General features: G+C 38.3%; 20 protein-coding genes. 17 read left to right on the top strand and 3 right to left on the bottom strand.

The features are described from left to right. The first annotated feature begins 37 nt into the window (after window positions 1-37). The 15 genes from deoB (at window position 38) to lysA (ending at window position 12,980) form a co-directional block, all read left to right on the top strand. On the top strand, window positions 38-1,222 hold the full coding sequence (gene deoB, locus V2145_RS02790; RefSeq protein WP_131888261.1) for a phosphopentomutase: 1,185 nt from the start codon (window positions 38-40) through the stop codon (window positions 1,220-1,222). Window positions 1,223-1,239: 17 nt separating this feature from the next. Next, window positions 1,240-2,067, top strand: a complete 828-nt coding sequence (locus V2145_RS02795) for a purine-nucleoside phosphorylase (RefSeq protein ID WP_094910704.1) — start codon at window positions 1,240-1,242, stop codon at window positions 2,065-2,067. Window positions 2,068-2,159: 92 nt separating this feature from the next. Continuing rightward, window positions 2,160-3,464: a pyrimidine-nucleoside phosphorylase gene (locus V2145_RS02800; RefSeq protein ID WP_094910703.1), complete on the top strand. Its 1,305-nt coding sequence runs from the start codon at window positions 2,160-2,162 to the stop codon at window positions 3,462-3,464. Between the two features lie 113 nt (window positions 3,465-3,577). After that, window positions 3,578-4,744 (top strand): D-alanyl-D-alanine carboxypeptidase family protein, encoded by a 1,167-nt coding sequence (locus tag V2145_RS02805; RefSeq protein WP_131888259.1) that lies wholly within the window; start codon window positions 3,578-3,580, stop codon window positions 4,742-4,744. Between the two features lie 106 nt (window positions 4,745-4,850). Then, complete coding sequence (gene spoIIAA, locus V2145_RS02810) at window positions 4,851-5,201, top strand: anti-sigma F factor antagonist (RefSeq protein WP_094910701.1); 351 nt, start codon at window positions 4,851-4,853, stop codon at window positions 5,199-5,201. Further along, a complete protein-coding gene (spoIIAB, locus tag V2145_RS02815; protein ID WP_094910700.1) occupies window positions 5,201-5,644 on the top strand; it encodes an anti-sigma F factor in 444 nt (147 codons plus the stop codon). Before spoIIAA ends, spoIIAB begins: the two co-directional genes overlap by 1 nt. A gap of 12 nt (window positions 5,645-5,656) precedes the next feature. Continuing rightward, window positions 5,657-6,415, top strand: a complete 759-nt coding sequence (sigF, locus tag V2145_RS02820; protein WP_094910699.1) for an RNA polymerase sporulation sigma factor SigF — start codon at window positions 5,657-5,659, stop codon at window positions 6,413-6,415. Window positions 6,416-6,550: 135 nt separating this feature from the next. Beyond that, complete coding sequence (locus V2145_RS02825) at window positions 6,551-7,171, top strand: stage V sporulation protein AA (RefSeq protein WP_131888258.1); 621 nt, start codon at window positions 6,551-6,553, stop codon at window positions 7,169-7,171. Then, window positions 7,161-7,583 carry a stage V sporulation protein AB gene (locus V2145_RS02830; protein WP_094910698.1) on the top strand — a complete coding sequence of 141 codons (423 nt, stop codon included), beginning with the start codon at window positions 7,161-7,163 and terminating at the stop codon, window positions 7,581-7,583. Before V2145_RS02825 ends, V2145_RS02830 begins: the two co-directional genes overlap by 11 nt. A gap of 17 nt (window positions 7,584-7,600) precedes the next feature. Then, entirely contained in the window at window positions 7,601-8,059 is a 459-nt protein-coding gene (spoVAC, locus tag V2145_RS02835; RefSeq protein ID WP_094910697.1) for a stage V sporulation protein AC, read from the top strand. Window positions 8,060-8,077: 18 nt separating this feature from the next. Then, the gene (gene spoVAD, locus V2145_RS02840; RefSeq protein ID WP_330987303.1) at window positions 8,078-9,091 is read left to right on the top strand and encodes a stage V sporulation protein AD; all 1,014 of its coding nucleotides are present in this window, start codon (window positions 8,078-8,080) and stop codon (window positions 9,089-9,091) included. A 2-nt stretch (window positions 9,092-9,093) separates the two neighbouring features. Beyond that, on the top strand, window positions 9,094-9,444 hold the full coding sequence (gene spoVAE, locus V2145_RS02845; protein ID WP_025909085.1) for a stage V sporulation protein AE: 351 nt from the start codon (window positions 9,094-9,096) through the stop codon (window positions 9,442-9,444). Between the two features lie 10 nt (window positions 9,445-9,454). Then, complete coding sequence (locus V2145_RS02850; RefSeq protein WP_094910695.1) at window positions 9,455-10,036, top strand: stage V sporulation protein AE; 582 nt, start codon at window positions 9,455-9,457, stop codon at window positions 10,034-10,036. Between the two features lie 7 nt (window positions 10,037-10,043). Next, entirely contained in the window at window positions 10,044-11,495 is a 1,452-nt protein-coding gene (locus tag V2145_RS02855) for a spore germination protein (RefSeq protein ID WP_434223168.1), read from the top strand. A 165-nt stretch (window positions 11,496-11,660) separates the two neighbouring features. Beyond that, window positions 11,661-12,980, top strand: coding sequence for a diaminopimelate decarboxylase (gene lysA / locus V2145_RS02860; protein ID WP_131888256.1), 1,320 nt, complete (start codon window positions 11,661-11,663; stop codon window positions 12,978-12,980). A 30-nt stretch (window positions 12,981-13,010) separates the two neighbouring features. On the opposite strand, the gene V2145_RS02865 is transcribed toward lysA, so the two are convergent. Continuing rightward, the gene (locus V2145_RS02865) at window positions 13,011-13,886 is read right to left on the bottom strand and encodes a DUF1002 domain-containing protein (RefSeq protein ID WP_094910693.1); all 876 of its coding nucleotides are present in this window, start codon (window positions 13,884-13,886) and stop codon (window positions 13,011-13,013) included. A gap of 258 nt (window positions 13,887-14,144) precedes the next feature. On the opposite strand from V2145_RS02865, the gene V2145_RS02870 reads away from it, so the two are divergent. After that, window positions 14,145-14,579 (top strand): peptidylprolyl isomerase, encoded by a 435-nt coding sequence (locus V2145_RS02870; protein WP_131888255.1) that lies wholly within the window; start codon window positions 14,145-14,147, stop codon window positions 14,577-14,579. Window positions 14,580-14,780: 201 nt separating this feature from the next. Then, window positions 14,781-15,134 carry a GNAT family N-acetyltransferase gene (locus tag V2145_RS02875; protein ID WP_025908338.1) on the top strand — a complete coding sequence of 118 codons (354 nt, stop codon included), beginning with the start codon at window positions 14,781-14,783 and terminating at the stop codon, window positions 15,132-15,134. A 20-nt stretch (window positions 15,135-15,154) separates the two neighbouring features. Here V2145_RS02875 and V2145_RS02880 read toward each other — a convergent pair whose 3' ends face one another. Both V2145_RS02880 and V2145_RS02885 read right to left on the bottom strand, forming a co-directional pair. Then, window positions 15,155-15,679 (bottom strand): DUF309 domain-containing protein, encoded by a 525-nt coding sequence (locus V2145_RS02880; RefSeq protein WP_131888254.1) that lies wholly within the window; start codon window positions 15,677-15,679, stop codon window positions 15,155-15,157. Between the two features lie 74 nt (window positions 15,680-15,753). Continuing rightward, window positions 15,754-15,849: a YjcZ family sporulation protein gene (locus tag V2145_RS02885; RefSeq protein WP_076512182.1), complete on the bottom strand. Its 96-nt coding sequence runs from the start codon at window positions 15,847-15,849 to the stop codon at window positions 15,754-15,756. Window positions 15,850-15,954: the final 105 nt, after the last annotated feature.

Raw genomic sequence — 15,954 nt, forward strand, 5'->3', positions numbered from 1 at the left:
GTGAAGTGAAATTTACAACAAATATGGAGGAATGAAGATGTCATCATCTACATACAAGCGCGTATTCCTAGTTGTTATGGACTCTGTAGGAATTGGCGAATCACCAGACGCAGAAAAATACAATGACTTGGGAGCAGATACACTTGGGCATATTGCAGAGCATCGCAACGGCTTAAAGATGCCGAACATGAGCAAGCTCGGTTTAAGTAACATCCGTCCAATTAAAGGAATTGAACCAGCAGAACAGCCGTTAGCGGTTTACACAAAGATGCAAGAAGCTTCAGCAGGGAAAGATACGATGACGGGGCATTGGGAGATCATGGGACTTAATATTGATACACCATTTAACGTATTTCCTGATGGATTCCCAGATGAGCTTATTAAAAAGCTAGAGGAGAAAACAGGACGTAAAATTATTGGTAACAAGCCTGCGTCAGGAACAGAAATTTTAGATGAGCTTGGCGAAGAACATGTTAAAACAGGTGCGTTAATTGTATATACTTCAGCAGATTCTGTGCTACAGATTGCAGCTCATGAAGAAGTAGTGCCGCTTGAAGAACTATATGAGATTTGTGAGTATGCTCGCAAGATTACACTAGACGATCCATATATGATTGGGCGTATTATCGCTCGTCCATTCCTTGGAGAGGCAGGCAATTTTACACGTACAGCAAATCGACATGACTACGCACTAAAGCCGTTTGGTCGCACAGTCATGAATGAATTAAAAGATAGCAATCTTGATGTCATTGCCATTGGGAAAATTTCTGATATCTATGATGGGGAAGGCGTGACAAAGTCACTTCGTACAAAGTCCAACATGGATGGAATGGATAAGCTAATTGACACATTAAAAATGGACTTTAACGGATTAAGTTTCTTAAACTTAGTTGATTTTGATGCGTTGTTTGGTCATCGTCGTGACCCAGAAGGATATGGAAAAGCTCTTGAAGAATTCGATGATCGTTTAGCAGAGGTATTTCCATTATTAAACGATGATGATTTATTAATTATTACAGCTGATCATGGAAATGACCCGGTTCATCATGGTACAGATCATACACGTGAATATGTTCCAATGCTAGCTTATAGCCCGAGTATGAAAACTGGTAAAGAGATTGACGTGCGCTCAACGTTTGCTGATATTGGCGCGACTGTAGCTGAGAACTTCGGTGTGAAGATGCCACAGTTTGGAAAAAGTTTTTTACGTGAATTAAATTAAGAGAGCGGGGAAAAAAGATGAAGCGAGACGTAATTCATACAGCAGCAACATACATTCAAGGTAAAACGACAATTCAACCAACAATTGGATTAATTTTAGGATCAGGTTTAGGCGTATTAGCGGATGAAATTCAGGACGCTGTAAAGATTCCGTACAATGATATTCCAGAGTTTCCGGTATCTACAGTTGAAGGACATGCAGGTCAACTTGTAATTGGTACTATTCATGATGTACCGGTTATTGCAATGCAAGGACGCTTTCACTTTTATGAAGGGTACTCTTTAGAAAAAGTAACATTTCCGGTCCGTGTTATGAAAGAGCTTGGAATTGAAACAATTATTGTTACGAACGCAGCGGGAGGCATTAACGAATCTTACAATCCTGGAGATTTAATGCTTATCTCAGATCATATTAACAATTTTGGAACGAACCCTTTAATTGGCCCAAATGATAGTGAACTAGGCGTTCGTTTTCCGGATATGTCAACTGCTTATTGTCCAAAGCTACGTGCATTAGCAAAAGACGTAGCTAGTGAGTTAAATATTACTGTTCAAGAGGGTGTATATGTAGGAAATACTGGTCCTACTTACGAAACGCCAGCTGAAGTTCGTATGCTACGCGTTGTAGGAGGAGACGCAGTAGGAATGTCAACTGTGCCTGAAGTAATTGTTGCTCGTCATGCGAGTTTACGCGTCCTAGGAATTTCATGTATTTCAAATATGGCTGCAGGAATTTTAGATCAGCCTCTTCATCATGATGAAGTAATTGAAACAACAGAAAAAGTAAAAAAACAATTTCTAGCACTAGTAAAGGAAATTGTAAAACAAATTCCACAACACTCATAAGAAGAGAGGAGCTGTTACACACCGTGTAACAGCTGCTTTTCACCTAATAATGAATCCGTTTTCAAATACTATTTTAAAGGGGAGTTACGAATATGAGGATGGTAGATTTAATTGAAAAAAAGCGTGATTGCAAAGAACTTACAACAGAAGAGATTCAATTCATTGTAAAAGGTTTTACAGATGGAGATATTCCAGACTACCAAATGAGCGCTCTTTCTATGGCTATTTTCTTCAATGGTATGACAGAGCAAGAGCGTGCAGATTTAACAATGTCAATGGTGAACTCAGGTGATGTCATTGATTTATCAGCAATTGAAGGTATTAAAGTTGATAAACATAGCACAGGAGGAGTGGGAGATACAACAACTCTAGTGCTTGCGCCTTTAGTGGCAGCTGTAGGTGTACCGGTAGCGAAAATGTCAGGACGTGGTTTAGGACATACAGGTGGGACAATTGATAAACTAGAAGCTATTTCAGGCTTTGACGTAGAAATTAGTAAGCAAGAATTTATTGATTTAGTTAATAAAAATAAGGTTGCTGTTGTAGGACAAACTGGAAACTTAACGCCTGCTGACAAGAAGCTATACGCGCTTCGCGATGTAACGGCGACCGTTAACAGCATTCCTCTTATTGCAAGTTCAATTATGAGTAAGAAAATTGCTGCGGGGGCAGATGCAATCGTATTGGATGTCAAAACAGGTGCCGGTGCTTTTATGAAGAGCTTGGATGAAGCAAAAGAATTGGCTCAAGCGATGGTGAACATTGGTAATAACGTGGGGCGTAATACAATGGCTGTGATTTCAGATATGAGCCAACCACTTGGCTATGCAATTGGAAATGCGCTTGAAGTAAAAGAAGCAATCGATACTCTACAGGGAAAAGGGCCAAAGGATTTAGAAGAGCTATGCTTAACGCTAGGAAGTTACATGGTACTATTAGCTGAAAAAGCAGAATCATTAACAGAAGCACGTCAAAAGCTAGAAGAGGTAATCAATAATGGCAAAGCACTTGAAGCATTCAAAGTCTTTTTAGAATCACAAGGTGGAGATGGCTCTCTTGTAGATGACCCGACAAAATTACCACAAGCGAAGCATATCGTGGAAGTTGAAGCAAAAACAGATGGTTATGTATCTGAAATTATTGCTGATTCTATTGGGACAGCGGCGATGTGGTTAGGTGCTGGTCGAGCAACAAAAGAATCGGAAATTGACCTTGCGGTAGGGTTGGTTCTTCAAAAGAAAATCGGAGACTACGTGAAGGCTGGAGAATCACTTGTAACCATTCATAGTAATACAGAAGATGTTGTCAAAGTAAAAGAAAGAATTTATGAAAGCATCAAGCTAAGTGAAGAAGCGGTGGAAGCACCACCACTTGTATACGATACAATTCCTAAATAAATCATTAAAAAAGCATTGAGGTTAACCTCAATGCTTTTTTATTTGGCAGCGTAGTATAAAGTCTTACAACGGTGGAAAAAATAGGTTTGTATAAAGAATGGAGGTTTGTGTAGATGAAGCGTAATATTATGAAACTACTCGTTGTCATCTTTTTATTCTCACTTATGACACAGCCTGTTTTAGCTAGTGAAAAAAAATCTACAGAGCTAGCGGCACAAGCTAAATCGGCAATTTTAATTGAACGAGATACGGGAAAAATTTTATACGAAAAAAATAGTAATCAACCACTCCCACCTGCAAGTATGACTAAAATTATGACAATGATTTTAATTATGGAAGCGCTTGATGAAGGTAAAATTACGTTCAAAGACAAAGTTAGAGCAAGTGAATATGCAGCTTCTATGGGAGGTTCACAAATCTTCTTAGAGCCTGGTGAAGAGATGACGGTCAATGAGTTATTAAAAGGGATTGCAATTGGATCTGGAAATGATGCTTCAATGGCAATGGCTGAGCATTTAGCCGGTTCAGAGGATAAGTTCGTTGAAATGATGAACAAAAAAGCCAAAGAAATTGGCTTAAAACATACAAAGTTTCAAAATCCAACGGGACTGCCTGTGGATGACCATTATAGTACTGCCCATGATATGGCTATGATGGGAAAAGAGCTGCTGAAATATGAAGACATTATTAATTATACAAGTAAATATGAAGACTATTTAAGAGAAGACACAGATAAGAAATTTTGGCTCGTAAACACAAATCGTCTGGTGAAATTCTATCCGGGTGTGGACGGTTTAAAAACAGGGTTCACAGGACAAGCCAAATACTGCTTAACAGCTACTGCTAAAAAGGGAAATATGCGCGTCATTGCAGTTGTATTTGGAGCAAATACGCCTAAAGAGCGAAATAATGAAGTAACAAAAATGCTAGATTATGCATTTAGTCAGTATACAACCACTCCTTTATATAAAAAAGACGCACCAATTAAGAAGGTAGAAGTTAATAAAGGAGAGCAAAAATATGTAAATGCTGTAACGTCAGAGCCATTATCTGCTCTTACGAAAAAAGGAACAACAGCTAAGGACATGAAGACAGAAGTGAAGCTTGATAAAAATTTGAATGCTCCTGTAAAAAAGGGTGATGAGATTGGTACCATTACTATCAAGAAAGATGGCAAAGTTATGAGTACATCTCCACTTGTTGCGGAAGACGACGTTGAAATTGCTTCATATTGGCAGCTGTTTAAGCGTACGTTTTCACTATTTTCACAAACATCTTGAGAAAAACGACTAACATTGACGAAATGCTACTAGTTTTGTCACTTAGAAGGAATCCGTCTTTGCTATAGCGAAAGATTGACTATACGACTGATAGGAGGTTTGTATAGTGAGTCTTTCTATAGAACTTGAATTAAAACAGGATGTGCTGTTAGTTCGATTGGGTGGAGAATTAGATCATCATGCTGCAGAGCATTTAAGAGCACGCATTACAGAAGAGTTAGAACAAAATGCGATTCAGCACTTAATTTTAAACCTTGAGAACTTAACGTTTATGGATAGCTCAGGTCTTGGGGTTATCTTAGGAAGGTACAAGCAGGTTCGAAACAATGGAGGAGAAATGGTTGTATGTGCAATCTCTCCGCCGGTCGAACGCCTCTTCAATATGTCTGGTTTATTTAAGATTATTCGCTTTGAGCCAAGTGAACAAAATGCGCTACAGAAGCTGGGGGTGGCATGATGAAAAATGAAATGCACCTTCAATTCTCAGCTCTTAGTCAAAATGAATCATTTGCACGGGTGACGGTGGCAGCTTTTATTACGCAGCTTGATCCTACAATGGATGAATTAACGGAAATTAAAACGGTTGTTTCAGAAGCCGTAACGAATGCCATTATTCATGGTTATAACAATAACGCAGAAGGTATCGTACACATTGACGTTACGCTTCATGATAATGGGATGGTTGAACTTACTATTAAGGATGACGGTGTGGGAATTGATGATGTTGATGAAGCTACGCAGCCTCTTTACACAACAAAACCTGAACTTGAGCGTTCTGGAATGGGTTTTACAATCATGGAGAATTTCATGGATGAAATTAACGTCGTATCTGCGCCTTTAGCGGGAACAACTGTCTACTTAAAAAAACAATTAACAAATAGTAAAGCGCTATGTAATTAAGGAGACTTGCCGATGGATGTGGAGGTCAAAAAGGAAAAAAATGAGCCGTATTTAAAAGATCATGAAGTGAAAGACCTCATCAAGCGCAGTCAAAAAGGTGATCAGAATGCTAGGGATACAATTGTTCAGAAAAATATGAGGTTGGTTTGGTCAGTGGTACAGCGATTTATTAATCGAGGGTATGAACCTGATGATTTATTTCAAATTGGCTGTATTGGCTTACTTAAATCAGTCGATAAGTTCGATTTATCCTATGATGTAAAATTTTCAACCTATGCAGTTCCAATGATTATTGGTGAAATACAACGTTTTATTCGAGACGATGGAACAGTGAAAGTAAGCCGTTCATTAAAAGAAATGAGTAATAAAATTCGAAAAGCAAAAGATGAATTATCCAAAATGCTTGGGCGCGTTCCCACTGTGGCAGAAGTTGCTGAACATTTGGATTTTACACCTGAAGAAGTTGTTATGGCACAAGAAGCAAATCGAGCACCTTCTTCTATACACGAAACTGTTTATGAAAACGATGGTGATCCAATTACGCTTCTTGATCAAATTGCTGACCATAGTGAAGCAAAATGGTTTGATAAAATTGCGTTAAAAGAAGCTATTGAAGAGCTAGAAGAACGTGAAAAGCTCATTGTATACTTGCGTTATTATAAAGATCAAACGCAATCAGAAGTTGCGTCTCGTCTGGGAATTTCGCAGGTGCAGGTATCAAGGCTCGAAAAGAAAATTTTAAAACAAATGAAAAGTCAAATGAACGAATAAAGAGTGGTAGGTTATCTATAACCTGCCGCTCTTTTTTTGGTAATTAATGGTCTGTTGTGAAACTCTGAATTAGAAAATTTAAGTAAATACATACTACACGTACAAGGAGGATAACGAATTGTAGGTGTGATGTAAATGGATAATACTTTATATATCAAAATGAGGCATCGCGTGCAGGTCGAACCAAATGCAATGGTTAAACTTGGACAGCTAGCTCTCTTGATAGGTGAAGAATCAATCGAGAAAGAATTTGCTCAGCTCAGCGTGTATAAGGTGAAAAAGAGTGATCGTAACATTATCATCATTGATTTAATGAAAGTAATTGCATTATTGAAGAAGACTTATCCTCACCTTGATGTTCAGACAATTGGTCCTGCTCAAACGATTGTTGAAGTAGTTTATAAAAAAAAGCAATCGTCTTTTATCGCGTTTATAGCTGTTTGGTTTCTATTGTTTATCGGTGCGGCCATGGCCGTCATGAACTTTCATGAAGATGTTAGCATGCAGCAAGTGCATCAAAAATTGTTTTATATGCTGACTGGAATAAAGGATAAGCAGCCTTTAGTCATTCAGATCCCCTATTCATTTGGCCTTGGTTTAGGCATGATTCTCTTTTTTAACCATGTGTTTCGTAAGCGAATTAATGAAGAGCCTAGTCCTCTAGAAGTTGAAATGTTCAATTATCAGCAGGATTTAGATCAGTATGTCATTATGCATGAGAATAAAGAAAGTATGAAGAATTTAGATGATCGCTAACATTGTATTTACCATAATTGTAGGATTTGCTAGTGGGCTAGCTGTAGGTGGAGGATTCGTTGCTTTTTTAACAGTACTAGGTATCATTCCAAGGTTGATGCAGCTTACAAAAACAATGAAATATATTCAGTTTTATGAGTGGGCTGTTGTTGGAGGAGCAGTAGCTGGGGGTTGGTGTAGTTTACATCAATATACATGGAGCATTCCTTCACTATTTATTGGCGTTATTGGGTTAGCGAGTGGTATTTTCTTTGGCATGCTCGCAGCTGCCCTAACGGAAATGCTAAATGTATTACCCATCTTAACAAAGAGAATAGGAATGGATGGAAAGCTTATTCTATTATTAATGGCCATTGTAATGGGGAAAGTTTTTGGATCGCTTTTTCACTGGGTTTATTTTGTTAATCAATAAAAAGGAGTGGATACTAAGTGGCAGATAATCAAAAGCTAAAAGATAACTATCAAGAGAATATAAAATCGTTTCAACCAAAGCCTCCTTATGCGTTGAATTGTCTAAAAGCTTTTATCGTTGGAGGGTTGATATGTGGGTTTGGGCAAGCTGTCCAAAACTTTTATATCACGTTTTTTGATTTTACGACAAAAACAGCAGGGAATCCAACAGCAGCAACGCTCGTGTTAATTTCAGCCATCTTAACAGGTATTGGTGTTTACGATCGAATTGGTCAGTTTGCGGGTGCTGGATCTGCTGTACCAATTACTGGGTTTGCAAATTCAATGACGAGTGCAGCCTTAGAACATAGAAGTGAAGGAATTGTTTTGGGAGTTGCCACCAATATGTTTAAGTTAGCTGGGAACGTTATCGTTTTTGGAGTTGTAGGTGCTTATATCGTCGGAATGATTCGATATGCGTTTAAAACATTTCTATAAAAGGAGAGGGGAAAGCACATGAGAAAGGCTGGAAAACAAACATGGGTATATGAAAATCCTGTTTATATTAATGCAGCTGGTACAGCTGTTGGGCCTAAAGAAGCGGATGGTCCATTAGGGAGTACCTTTGATATTACGCATAAAAATTTACATTGTGAAGAATCGAATTGGGAGTTAGCTGAGCGTAAGCTTATGCGTGAATCCATTGACTCATGTTTGGGAAAGGTGAATTTATCGTATGAGGACGTAGATTTGTTTTTAGCTGGGGATCTTTTAAATCAGAACGTAACGGCTAATTTTGTAGCAAGAGATCATCAAATTCCATTTCTTTGTATGTTCGGAGCCTGTTCTACTTCGATGGAAACGTTAGCAACCGGAGCAGCACTTGTTGATGCAGGGTTCGCTAACCGTATTATAGCCTCTGCTAGTAGTCATAACGCCACGGCAGAAAGACAGTTTCGATATCCGACTGAATATGGAGGACAAAAGCCTGATACTGCGACCGCAACGATTACAGGAGCAGGAAGCGCGCTCGTTTCTAAACAAAAGAGTTCTGTTCGCTTAACATCCGCTACTATAGGGCGAGTAATGGATTATGGAATTAAAAATCCTTTTGATATGGGTTCAGCTATGGCTCCAGCAGCTGCAGATACGATTCAAAAACATTTTGAAGATTTACAGGTGTCTCCCGATCACTACGATTTAATCGTTACGGGAGATTTATCAGGCGTTGGTAGTCCAATTTTAAAACAGTTATTAAAAGATGAAGGATATGATGTTTCAGAGAACCATAATGATTGTGGGTTAATGGTTTATCGTCCAAATCAAAACGTGTTTGCTGGAGGAAGTGGATGTGGTTGTTCGGCTGTTGTCACATATGGACATCTGCTTAATGAATTAAAGTCCGGAAACTTAAAACGAATCTTTGTTGTTGCAACGGGAGCATTACTTAGCCCAACGATGACGCAGCAAAAAGAATCAATACCAACCATTGCACACGGTGTCGTAATGGAACATGTTGAGGAGGGATAATTGTGGATTATGTTATTGCTTTTGTGGTAGGAGGAGCAATCTGTGTAATCGGTCAGCTGTTGCTGGATTTTGCCAAGCTTACCCCTGCTCACGTTATGAGTTCCTTTGTAGTAATTGGGGCTATTTTAGATGGATTTGGGATTTATGATAAATTTATTGAATTTGCTGGAGCAGGCGCCACGGTTCCAATTACAAGCTTTGGCCACTCGCTATTACACGGAGCTATGCACCAAGCAGATGAACACGGCTTTATTGGAATTGGAATTGGTATGTTTGAGCTAACATCCGCAGGTATTTCAGCAGCTATTTTATTTGCTTTTATCATCGCGCTAATCTTTAAACCAAAAGGATAAGAGGTGTGACATGAAAAAAAGGCAAGTTATTTTAGTTACCGATGGAGATGAATACGCACGGAAAAATATTGAGTACATTGCGAAAAAGGTGGGCGGGAGATGTATCTCAAAGTCCTATGGGAATCCAACCACTCTAACCGGTAAAGAAATTGTTGGCATGATTTTAGAAGCACCGTATGATCCTGTATTTGTAATGTTCGATGACAGTGGCTTTGTTGGTGAAGGTGCTGGAGAACAAGCGCTCAGGTATGTAGCGACGAATAAGCAAATTGATGTATTAGGGGTTATTGCGGTAGCTTCTAGAACCCATCAAAGTGAATGGTCCAAAGTAGATGTTACCATCGACCGTTTTGGTGAACTAACGCATTATGGTGTAGATAAAAGTGGTATTCAAGAGTTGGAAGTTGGGCGAATAAATGGTGACACGGTTTACTGTTTAGATGAGCTTGATGTTCCGCTTATTGTCGGAATCGGAGACATTGGCAAAATGGCACGTATGGATGATGTAAAAGCCGGGTGCCCAATTACAGAACAAGCTGTACAGCTGATTTTAGAAAGGAGTGGGTTCAGTGAGCGAAAAAGTGGAAAATAAAACAAAAATTTTTCCAAAGATTCAACAAAACGATGAATGGTATAAAAAGAACGCTAGTATGATTACAAGCTTCGACGTAGGTGTTCGTAAACTGCTTATACTAGGTCGAGAAGTGCATGTATACTACGTAACAGGCCTTTGTGATAGTGCATTTATTATTGAGATTACCAAAGTGCTTGTTCAAATTAATGATAATGAAGTTGAGCAGGCAAAGTTAAAAGATATTATTGAAAATCGTTTAATTCATCAACAGGTTAAGCCTTTAAGAACACTAGACGAAGGAATGGATACAATTTTATCAGGCCTCATCTTTGTTCTTATTGATGGAGAAGAAGTAGGTTTTGAAGTTGATGTAAGGATGTATCCAGGGCGTTCGCCAGAAGAACCAGATACGGAAAAGGTTATTCGCGGTGCACGCGATGGATATACAGAGAATATTATCGTCAATACAGCATTAACTCGCCGTCGAATCCGAGATGGAAGACTACGCTTTGAAATCTTTAAAGTAGGTGAACGTTCCAAACTGGACGTAGCAATTGGTTACATAGATGAAATTGCAGATCCTGGACTTGTGGAAACTATAAAAAAAGAGCTTACTTCTATTAAAGTAGATGGTCTACCTATGGCAGATAAATCGCTAGAAGAGTATTTGGTCAAACAAGGTTTTAATCCATTTCCTATGGTACGTTACACGGAAAGGCCAGACACGGCTGCTACGCATTTATTAGAAGGACATGTTATCTTAATTACAGATACATCGCCGAGTGTCATTATTACGCCAACGACGTTTTTTCATCATATACAACATGCAGAAGAATATAGACAAGCTCCTGCCGTTGGCACATTTATTAGATGGGTAAGGTTGTTGGGGATTTTAGCATCTTTATTTTTATTACCATTATGGTTATTGTTTGTTTTAGAACCACAGCTTTTACCACCGGACCTTCAGTTTATAGGGCCAAATGAGGAAACAAATATTCCAACTGTTGTTCAGATTTTCTTAGCTGACTTAGGGGTCGAATTCTTAAGGATGGCCGCCATTCATACACCAACTGCTCTAGCCACCGCCATGGGCTTGATTGCAGCTGCTCTCATTGGACAGATTGCCATCGATGTAGGGCTTTTTGTACCTGAGGTAATCTTATATGTAGCCGTAGCAGCAATCGGTACATTTGCTACTCCAAGTTATGAATTGGCCATTGCAAATAAAATGATTCGTTTAATGCTCTTGATAGGTGTAGCAGCTTTTCACACGCCTGGATTTGTCATTGTATCCACGCTGTATTTAATTCACCTTGTGAGCTTAAAGTCGCTTAATACACCTTATCTATGGCCATTTATGCCGTTTAACCCTAAAGCATTGCTTCAGGTTATTATTCGACCATCAGTACCATCTGCTAAATCAAGACCGAGTATTGTGCATCCACAAGATAAAGATCGTCAGCCAGCAGAGTCGTAAATCTAGTATCTGTCTCTTGTTTATTTAGCAATATGTAGTTGAAACCTGTAAAAAAATGTGATAAGTTTGTTTTAATTATGTAAAATAATAAATCTTTAGACAGTTAGCAGCTCTTTATGCTGTCAGCTGTCTTTTTTACAATATATAAAGGAACGGGGTAGAAGGATGTTTTTACATGGTACAAGTCGCATTAATGAACAAGGTCATCTAGAAATCGGTGGTGTAGACGCGATTAAGCTAGGAAAAGAGTTTGGAACGCCTCTTTACGTATATGATGTCGCTTTAATTCGTCAACGCGCTAGAGGGTTTAAAGAAACTTTTGAAAAACACAATATCAAAGCGCAGGTAGCATATGCAAGTAAAGCCTTCTCAACCGTTGCAATGGTACAAGTAGTAGACCAAGAAGGCCTGTCCTTAGATGTTGTATCTGGAGGAGAGCTATATACGGCGCTGGCAGCTAATTTTCCTAAAGAACGCATTCACTTTCATGGCAACAATAAAAGCAGAGCTGAGTTAGAAATGGCTATTAAAGAAGATATTGGGTGTATTGTTGTAGATAATTTCTATGAAATTGCTCTTTTACAAGAGCTTACAGAGCAGCATGATAAAAAAATGCCCGTACTATTGCGCTTAACACCTGGTATCGAAGCTCATACGCATGATTATATCTTAACTGGGCAAGAAGACTCTAAATTTGGTTTTGATCTTCAAAATGGTCAGGCTGATGAGGCAATTAAAGCCGTGATGGAAAGCAGTGGACTTAATCTTTTAGGAATTCACTGCCATATTGGTTCACAAATCTTTGAAACAACAGGATTTGTTATGGCGACTCAGAAACTCTTTTCAAAAATGAAAGAGTGGAAAGAAACAATTGGCTATGTGCCGGAGGTACTTAATCTTGGCGGAGGGTTCGGCATTCGTTATACAGAGGAAGATCAGCCAATTCCTGTTTCCGAGTATGTAGAAGTAATTATCGAAGAAGTTAAAAAGCAATCAGCACAGCTAGATGTTCCAATTCCAGAAATTTGGATTGAACCTGGACGTTCACTCGTAGGAGATGCAGGGACAACACTTTATTCTGTTGGTTCACGCAAACATGTCCCAAATATTCGTGAATATGTAGCGATTGATGGAGGGATGAACGATAATATTCGACCAGCATTGTATCAAGCAAAGTACGAAGCTGCTCTTGCGAATCGAATGAATGATGTGAAAGATGAACTTGTATCAATCGCTGGGAAATGCTGTGAATCTGGAGACATGTTAATGTGGGACTTGTCGTTGCCAACAGCGCGTCCAGGTGATGTTTTAGCCATGTTCTGTACCGGTGCATATGGTTATTCAATGGCGAGTCAGTATAATCGTTTACCTAAACCAGCAGTTGTATTTGTTGAAGATGGAGATGCTCAGTTAGTTGTGCAGCGTGAAACGTATGAAGATATTATTAAAAATGATCTAAAATATAACGTTGCGTTAAAAAAATAAAAAAACGGTTGCCGTAGAGGCAGCCGTTTTTTATGAGAATAAGGCTTTAATAGCATCAATGATACTAACAAAGAAGTTCTTTAGTTTATCAAGAAACGATTGTCCTTCTTCAGACTGTAAAAATGTTGTTACTTTCTCTTTAGTAGCTGACAATTGATCTTTAACTTGATTCCAATCAATATCTAAGTCTTTTAAACGATTGAAAAAATCAACGAGTGCGTTGAGCTCAGAGTCTGTTAAGCTAATGCCTAAATCATTGGCTACACGCTCGATTAAAGCACGCAAATCATCTTTTGTTTGTGGGTTTTCCTTGGCAATTTCTTCTTTTATTGTGGCCATAAATTCAGCTGCTTTTTCTTTTCCTACTTTTTCACCAAGTTCAGCTGTTTGGACCATCTCTTCGTTAGCAGCTTTTTTAACCTCTTCAGGTATTTTTTTATTTGTTTGTACTTCATAGGCTTTCATAATGCCTGTTAATGCAGCAGTACCTGACACTTCAAAAGGTGCCGTGATTTTAATGTCAGCATCTTTTACACCTGCAGTCATTAAAGCATTTAGATACATATCATCGGTAATGGATGTAATGTTTTGAGTTGCTACACTTAAGCCTGAATCTTTTGCAGTAAGCGTAATGCTTGAAGATGAAATCGCTCTAGAGCCAATGGTTGCTTTTGGAATAAAGTCACCTAAGTACTCATGCTCTTCGGCATTTGATACAGTAATGGTTTGCGCATTTTCAGGCGCTTCAAGATCTTTTAATACTTTTTCTTTTTGCGCAATTGTTAAGTCTTCTCCTAACGTAACAATAACGTCACCTACGGCTGCGTCTGCCAAGCTTTTTATTGGTGCAGTTAAAAATAAAACCAAGCTCATAGTAAGCAAAATTACTTTTATATAAGGCTTCATAATTTTTTCCTCCTTTAACCATATCCTATTATAATACGATTTTAGATAATGCGATAGTTTCATCCCACGCTATTTATTAAACGAAGAGAAAACAAGAAAGTTTCAAAAAAAGAAAAATTCGCTGATGGGTTGAAGAAAAGTGATTCGTTGAATTTAGATATTCACTTATAGTACAATAAGATGAAACATTGTAAGAGCGTGCATAGTTACTTATGTACAACCATAAGTGTTGAAATACATAATTTGGAGGTTTTACACATGAAAAAAGCAAGTATTTTAATGGAAAATGGAGAAAAAATCCTAATCGATTTATTTGAAAACGAAGCGCCTGGAACAGTTGCAAACTTTGAAAAATTAGCAGCTGAAGGTTTTTACGATGGCGTAACGTTTCACCGTGTAATTCCTGGATTTGTATCACAAGGTGGAGATCCAACAGGAACAGGTGCTGGTGGCCCTGGTTATACAATTAAGTGTGAAACAGAAGGAAATCCTCACAAGCATGAAGCGGGTTCATTATCAATGGCTCATGCAGGAAAAGATACAGGAGGAAGCCAATTCTTTATCGTACATGAGCCACAACCACACTTAAATGGCGTGCATACTGTATTTGGTAAAGTAACAGAAGGTTTAGACACAGTATTGAAGATGCGTAACGGTGATGTAATGAAAGAAGTTAAGGTGTGGGAAGAGTAATATTCTGATTCTGTAGTAACTCAAGATTAGCTTGAAAAGAGCGATAATAGAGCGCCTTGTAAGTTGTGAAATCGACTTTACATGTCGCTCTTTTTATGTGAATTTACGGTGATGTTGCTATTATTTCATAAATTTTGTATGATAAAAGCATTAGAATTAACGAACACATCGTAGGAAAGTTTGAGAACGAGGGAGAATTTTATGCTTATTCGCTATAAAAGAAGTCATGAAAAAATTGCTATGGGTCTTCTGTCGTTTGTGCCAACTGAAAAGGATTTAAAAAAACTTCAGCAAACGATGAAAGATTATGAGCAAAACGAAAATCGCCAGCTATATTTATGGAAACAGGGAGAAGACTTTATCGGTATTGTTGGAGTCTCAATTATTGATCAAGATCTAGTTGAGGTTCAACATGTGAGTGTCAATCCATCTCATCGCCAGCAGGGGATTGGAAAAGAAATGATTAAAGCACTTCAGCAGATGTATTCTAATGCTCAAATTAAGCCTAGTGAGTTAATTGCACCGTTTTATGAAAAATGTCAAAGTGAACAATAAAAAGCAGAGCTGTAGTAGTTTTAACTACGAGAAGCTCTGCTTTTTCGTAATTTCTTTGCGCGCTCTGCGATAATAGCTGTTCGATCACGCAGCTTATGACGGTGAATAAGGTGTTCATCCTGCAAATTAGATGGTGTAAGCCATCCGAATGTTTGAGCTAAAGGGTGTGCTTTGCATTGCTGAACAAGATGCTCATCGATAATTGGCATATTTAAACTTTGGTAAGGCTTTGAAGCCTGTATCAAACGCAAATGTTTAGTGAGCATGCTAATTAAATCGATTGGTTGTAGACCAATCTGAAGTAGTTCTTCATGGTGCGCATCAAGAATTGAGATTGCTTTTTTTATCGTACGTTCAGCACCTGCGTAGTTACTTCTTCGATGATGATACAACGAAACAGCAACTTGAATGAGCCCAACCCATAAAATATTGCGATGTCCAGAATCAGCAGCTTTCCAATGTTCTTCTAGTACTTCATGGCATTCGAAATAATCTCTGTTTGTATGAAAATAAACAAGATAATCTATATATGGTTTTGGATACATAGCTGATAACCTCCTAATGCCAGTGTAACACAAAAAAAGTGTCCAGCTAAACTGAACACATTTGGGTCATTTTATTAAAAGTGTAAGCAAGCGCATCCGATGATCACTAATAAAATAAACAATACAATAATTAAAGAAAATCCTCCGTTATAATCATGCTTGTGAGTCATGAGAATTCCTCCTTCGAGTTATCAAAATGCTATTACCCTGACATCATATGTTCATTTTTACGTTTGGTATGGGCGAATGACCTATCTTTCCTAGAAATTATATTG

This window comes from Priestia sp. GS2, assembly GCF_036409025.1.
GTDB lineage: Bacteria > Bacillota > Bacilli > Bacillales > Bacillaceae_H > Priestia > Priestia aryabhattai_A.

Coding starts and splice junctions, on each gene's coding strand:
- V2145_RS02875 (WP_025908338.1), top strand. CDS start 14,781: ATGCTTATTCGCTATAAAAGAAGTCATGAAAAAATTGCTATGGGTCTT.
- V2145_RS02865 (WP_094910693.1), bottom strand. CDS start 13,886: ATGAAGCCTTATATAAAAGTAATTTTGCTTACTATGAGCTTGGTTTTA.
- V2145_RS02850 (WP_094910695.1), top strand. CDS start 9,455: ATGAAAAAAAGGCAAGTTATTTTAGTTACCGATGGAGATGAATACGCA.
- lysA (WP_131888256.1), top strand. CDS start 11,661: ATGTTTTTACATGGTACAAGTCGCATTAATGAACAAGGTCATCTAGAA.
- V2145_RS02830 (WP_094910698.1), top strand. CDS start 7,161: ATGATCGCTAACATTGTATTTACCATAATTGTAGGATTTGCTAGTGGG.
- spoIIAB (WP_094910700.1), top strand. CDS start 5,201: ATGAAAAATGAAATGCACCTTCAATTCTCAGCTCTTAGTCAAAATGAA.
- V2145_RS02885 (WP_076512182.1), bottom strand. CDS start 15,849: ATGACTCACAAGCATGATTATAACGGAGGATTTTCTTTAATTATTGTA.
- V2145_RS02805 (WP_131888259.1), top strand. CDS start 3,578: ATGAAGCGTAATATTATGAAACTACTCGTTGTCATCTTTTTATTCTCA.
- deoB (WP_131888261.1), top strand. CDS start 38: ATGTCATCATCTACATACAAGCGCGTATTCCTAGTTGTTATGGACTCT.
- V2145_RS02800 (WP_094910703.1), top strand. CDS start 2,160: ATGAGGATGGTAGATTTAATTGAAAAAAAGCGTGATTGCAAAGAACTT.
- V2145_RS02880 (WP_131888254.1), bottom strand. CDS start 15,679: ATGTATCCAAAACCATATATAGATTATCTTGTTTATTTTCATACAAAC.
- V2145_RS02870 (WP_131888255.1), top strand. CDS start 14,145: ATGAAAAAAGCAAGTATTTTAATGGAAAATGGAGAAAAAATCCTAATC.
- V2145_RS02825 (WP_131888258.1), top strand. CDS start 6,551: ATGGATAATACTTTATATATCAAAATGAGGCATCGCGTGCAGGTCGAA.
- spoVAD (WP_330987303.1), top strand. CDS start 8,078: ATGAGAAAGGCTGGAAAACAAACATGGGTATATGAAAATCCTGTTTAT.
- sigF (WP_094910699.1), top strand. CDS start 5,657: ATGGATGTGGAGGTCAAAAAGGAAAAAAATGAGCCGTATTTAAAAGAT.
- V2145_RS02795 (WP_094910704.1), top strand. CDS start 1,240: ATGAAGCGAGACGTAATTCATACAGCAGCAACATACATTCAAGGTAAA.